We start from the raw sequence: 3,982 nt of genomic DNA on the forward strand, positions 1-3,982 counted from the left end.
TATGCCTTTTACGATGTGCTGGGCGATGTGGTGTGCGGCGGATTCGCCATGCCGATCCGCGAGGGCAAGGCCCAGGAGATCTACATCGTCTGTTCCGGCGAGATGATGGCCATGTACGCGGCCAACAACATCTGCAAGGGCATCCGCAAGTTCGCCGAAGCCGGGTCAACACCCCGGTCACCCCAACAGCAAATCTCCGTGAACCGAGATTTGTTGGCCTGACTACTGGGAAATTGACTATTTTGGCAGTCTAGGCCAAGATGGTTCCCGGGATGTTGACAGTGACGGTCTCACCGACCTGTAGGAGTTCGAAACCGAAACCGGAACCGATCCCATCATACAGACACCGATGGCGATGAAATGCCAGATGGCTGGGAAGCCGCCAATGGCAACAATTCCATTCTGGTTGATGCGATGGATGATTTGGATGATGACGAATGGCCCAATCTGATAGAATTTCAAATGGGGTGATGGGGTTATCTGATCGATACGTTGCAGTCTTTTGCCGGGGGGGCTCAGGATGAAACAACGAATGGTTTTACTGGCCGTGTCAGTGGTTGTCTGTAATCTCGTTTTCGCGACGATCGTCACAGCCCAACGAATCGATTATCAGGTGGGTGTTTACTACTATCCCTGGTATTATAACGACTTTCACGGAGGCAATTATCTGCGCGAGCACCTGGTTCCGGCGCAACTGCCGGAGCTGGGGGGGTACAACGACCGAGAGAAAGCCGTGATCGATGCCCACCTGAGATGGAGCCATCAGGCCGGTATCGATTTTTGGTCGACGAGCTGGTGGGGGCCCGGATCCCGTGAAGATGTGACCCTGATCAACACTATTCTTCAGAATTCAAACCTGGGTAACCTGAAAATCGCCATTCTCTACGAAACAGTCGGAAGAACCAACGAACTGCAGGCCTATTCAGCTTTAGGGCCCGATATCGCCCACCTTGCCGACAACTACTTTTCTCATCCCAATTACCTGAAAATCGAGGGCAAGCCGGTGGTGATGGTATATCTGACCCGCGTTTTGTCCGATTTGGGAACGCTTAACTCGAGCCTGTCCGCAATGCGGCAGGCTGCCGCCGCCAAAGGCTACGAATTGTACATCATCGGAGACCACGTCTTCGGCAGCCCACCGGCTTCAGCGGAAGACATGGCCCTGCTGGACGCCGTCACCAACTACGATGTGTATGGGAGCATGGGGGTTAGCGGATACGCCGGTCAGGCAGCCGTCACCGCTTATTATGCCGACCAGGCCGGCTGGAAAACGCTCGCCAAAAATGCCGGCATAGACTATGTGCCGGCGGTGACGCCAGGATTTAACGACAACGCGGTCCGACCCGAGCACAGCCCCCTGTCGCGCAAACTGTCTCCGGATGCCGGATTCGGATCGCTGTTCCGACAAATGCTGCGAGGGGCTAAAACTGTGACCGATGTGGACATCGGCCACATGATAATGGTGACGTCCTGGAACGAGTGGCATGAAGACACCCAGATCGAGCCGGTAGCCCAGGCAACGCCGACAGCCGTTGATGACAGCGCCGGTGGTTCAAATTATACAAATGGGCTTGCTTATGAAGGATATGGCATGCGGTATTTGGATATCCTGCGGCAGGAAACCTTCCCGCAGTCAACGCCGCTAAACCCGGCCATTCCCCTGCTTTTATTGCGCAATGAGGAACCTCCCAACCTGGCTTTTGTCACCTCCCAGTCATTCCATGGCGATCTTGGCGGCCTGAGCGGGGCCGATCAGATCTGCCAGGACTTGGCTAAGGCCGCCGGGCTGCCGAACAACAAATACGTGGCGTGGCTTTCGACGCCTGAGGTCAAAGCCGCCGACCGGCTGGGTGACGCACGGGGCTGGGTTAGGGTCGACGGCAAGCCGCTTGCCGATACCCTGAAAGATCTTGCGGCGGGCCGCATATTTCATCCTCTGCGGGTTGATGAACTGGGAAATTTAGATGACACTCATTGGGGTATGGCCTGGACCGGACACATCAACTGGGCCGGAAACGGAGAATCCTGCAACAGCTGGACTTCGGAGGACGGGCAGTTTATGGGCGTATTCGGCACTAGCGACGGCATGGGATATGTTTCTCTGGATTTCGGTAACCATTCTTGCAGCGGTGTGGCTCGTCTGTTTTGCTTCGGAGTCGAAAAGCATGTCCCGGTGAGCGCAAGACCCACACCCGGACGCATCGCTTTCGTAACGTGGGGCACCTGGGTGCCGGGCGGAGGACTGGCTTCCGCCGATCAGCTCTGTCAAAACGAAGCCGCCCAGGCAGGTTTAAGCGGCAGCTTTAAAGCTCTGTTGGCCTCCAGCGACGCCAGCGCGGCATCCCGATTTACCGTGGACAGTAAGCCTTGGGTGCGCCCCGATGGCGTGACCATCGCTTCCACAGGAGCCGCCCTCTTCGAGGCGGATTACATCAATAGCGCCATGTATCAATCAGCCGATGGTATCGACTATTCAAATTATGGTTTGTGGACTGGAGCAGTCGATCCTACAACGGCCGGCACCCAGGAAACCACCTGCAACAACTGGAGCGACACCAGCGATGAAAACACCGCGATCTGCGGCCGAGCGGGGTTCACCGCCCAGTGGAAATTCTTTGCTATGGACCAATCCACGTCCTGCAGTGCCACCCATCTTCACCTTTACTGCTTGCAGGAATAGGTGCAAGCCTCTGAAGACGGGTGAATTGGTTTGGAATTCTTCTAACTGATTTTGAACACCACGATTTTTATTTCTTAGCGATTTCAAACAGCTACGAGACGCAAGAAGGCTGTTGGCACTACCGTCCGGAATTTTTCCCGATCCTTCCACGGCGCGGATCGTGGGGGGAAGCGCTACCCCGACCGCCTGGACACCCGCTTTTTAGGACTGATGGGGGATTCTGGTGGTATCCGGTCTGCCACGACAACGGAAAAATCAGCAACTGGAAAGGTTAGATGTGGGATCTAAAGAAGGCCGACAAGATCCATTGATGCTGGCTGTACAATTGTCTGCTTTCACCCGGGACGTTCCAATGACCCCGTTTACCAATTTAGCCCCCACTGCCAAAGCAAGCCCTCCCTGCCCATTGTACCGATCAAAGCATCTCAAGACCGGTAAATCTCCTCAACCCACTCCCTGAACCACCGGGGTTTTTGGAACAGAACGTGGACAAGCACCAGTGCTGTGATCGGAATCGGGATTATGACATCAAAGATCCCGAAGATGATAAGGTAAATTAGGATCTGCGTTTTGGTTGACATGCCGGTTTTCCCTCCCATTTGATCGATCGCCACACTTCAATACCTCACCCAACATTGACATGCCTGTAAAATTTTCAAGATAAATAACAACTTATTGACAAAATACAGCATTTCTGCAAACACAAAGTCATCATACCCCTCCTCTTCACCAAGACCAATACGGACCCACCCCTATGGCCCTGACCAAACACGACATCGTGGCTCGGCTTCAGGCTGAACTGGGCTTTACCAAGAGCCAATCCATTCAGGTCACGGAATCTCTGATTGAGGTGATCAAGGCGTCCCTGGAATCCGGAGATGATGTCCTGGTTTCCGGCTTCGGCAAATTTTGTGTGAAAGAAAAGATCGGGCGGAGGGGGCGAAACCCGGCGACGGGTGAGGGCATGATGCTGGAGCCCAGGGGGGTGGTGACCTTCAGGTATTCCGGAAGTTTGCGGAAAAGGGTGAACGGCGGATAGGGATGTTCATCTTCCTCGATACGGAAACCACCGGTGTCAATGGGAATGAAAAGTGTACCAAAAATGGGAAAATAAAAATGTACCACCCTGGGGTTCATTGAACCTCCGTTTTCCCATTCTCGACCACCGGGGCGGCGGTGCCGGCGGTGTCGATAATGGGAAACCAAAGGGTCAATGACCCCCAGGGTGGTACATTTTTATTTTCCCATTTTTGGTACACTTTTCATTCCCATTGACTCCGCCCGGGAAAACGGGTATGGATC

General features: G+C 54.2%; 2 protein-coding genes and 1 pseudogene. All 3 read left to right on the forward strand.

The features are described from left to right. Positions 1-168: pseudogene (locus tag R6V78_RS21180) on the forward strand (hypothetical protein); the annotation flags it as partial. Between the two features lie 352 nt (positions 169-520). After that, positions 521-2,680 carry a DUF1554 domain-containing protein gene (locus R6V78_RS21185; protein ID WP_410291389.1) on the forward strand — a complete coding sequence of 720 codons (2,160 nt, stop codon included), beginning with the start codon at positions 521-523 and terminating at the stop codon, positions 2,678-2,680. A gap of 754 nt (positions 2,681-3,434) precedes the next feature. Next, positions 3,435-3,719, forward strand: coding sequence for an integration host factor subunit alpha (locus tag R6V78_RS21190; RefSeq protein WP_410291390.1), 285 nt, complete (start codon positions 3,435-3,437; stop codon positions 3,717-3,719). The last annotated feature ends 263 nt before the right edge of the window (positions 3,720-3,982 follow it).

The organism is Desulfosarcina sp. (assembly GCF_046496365.1).
Classification (GTDB): domain Bacteria; phylum Desulfobacterota; class Desulfobacteria; order Desulfobacterales; family Desulfosarcinaceae; genus Desulfosarcina.

Excerpts from the sequence above, each read along its gene's own strand:
- R6V78_RS21185 (WP_410291389.1), top strand. The coding sequence starts at position 521 with ATGAAACAACGAATGGTTTTACTGGCCGTGTCAGTGGTTGTCTGTAAT.
- R6V78_RS21190 (WP_410291390.1), top strand. The coding sequence starts at position 3,435 with ATGGCCCTGACCAAACACGACATCGTGGCTCGGCTTCAGGCTGAACTG.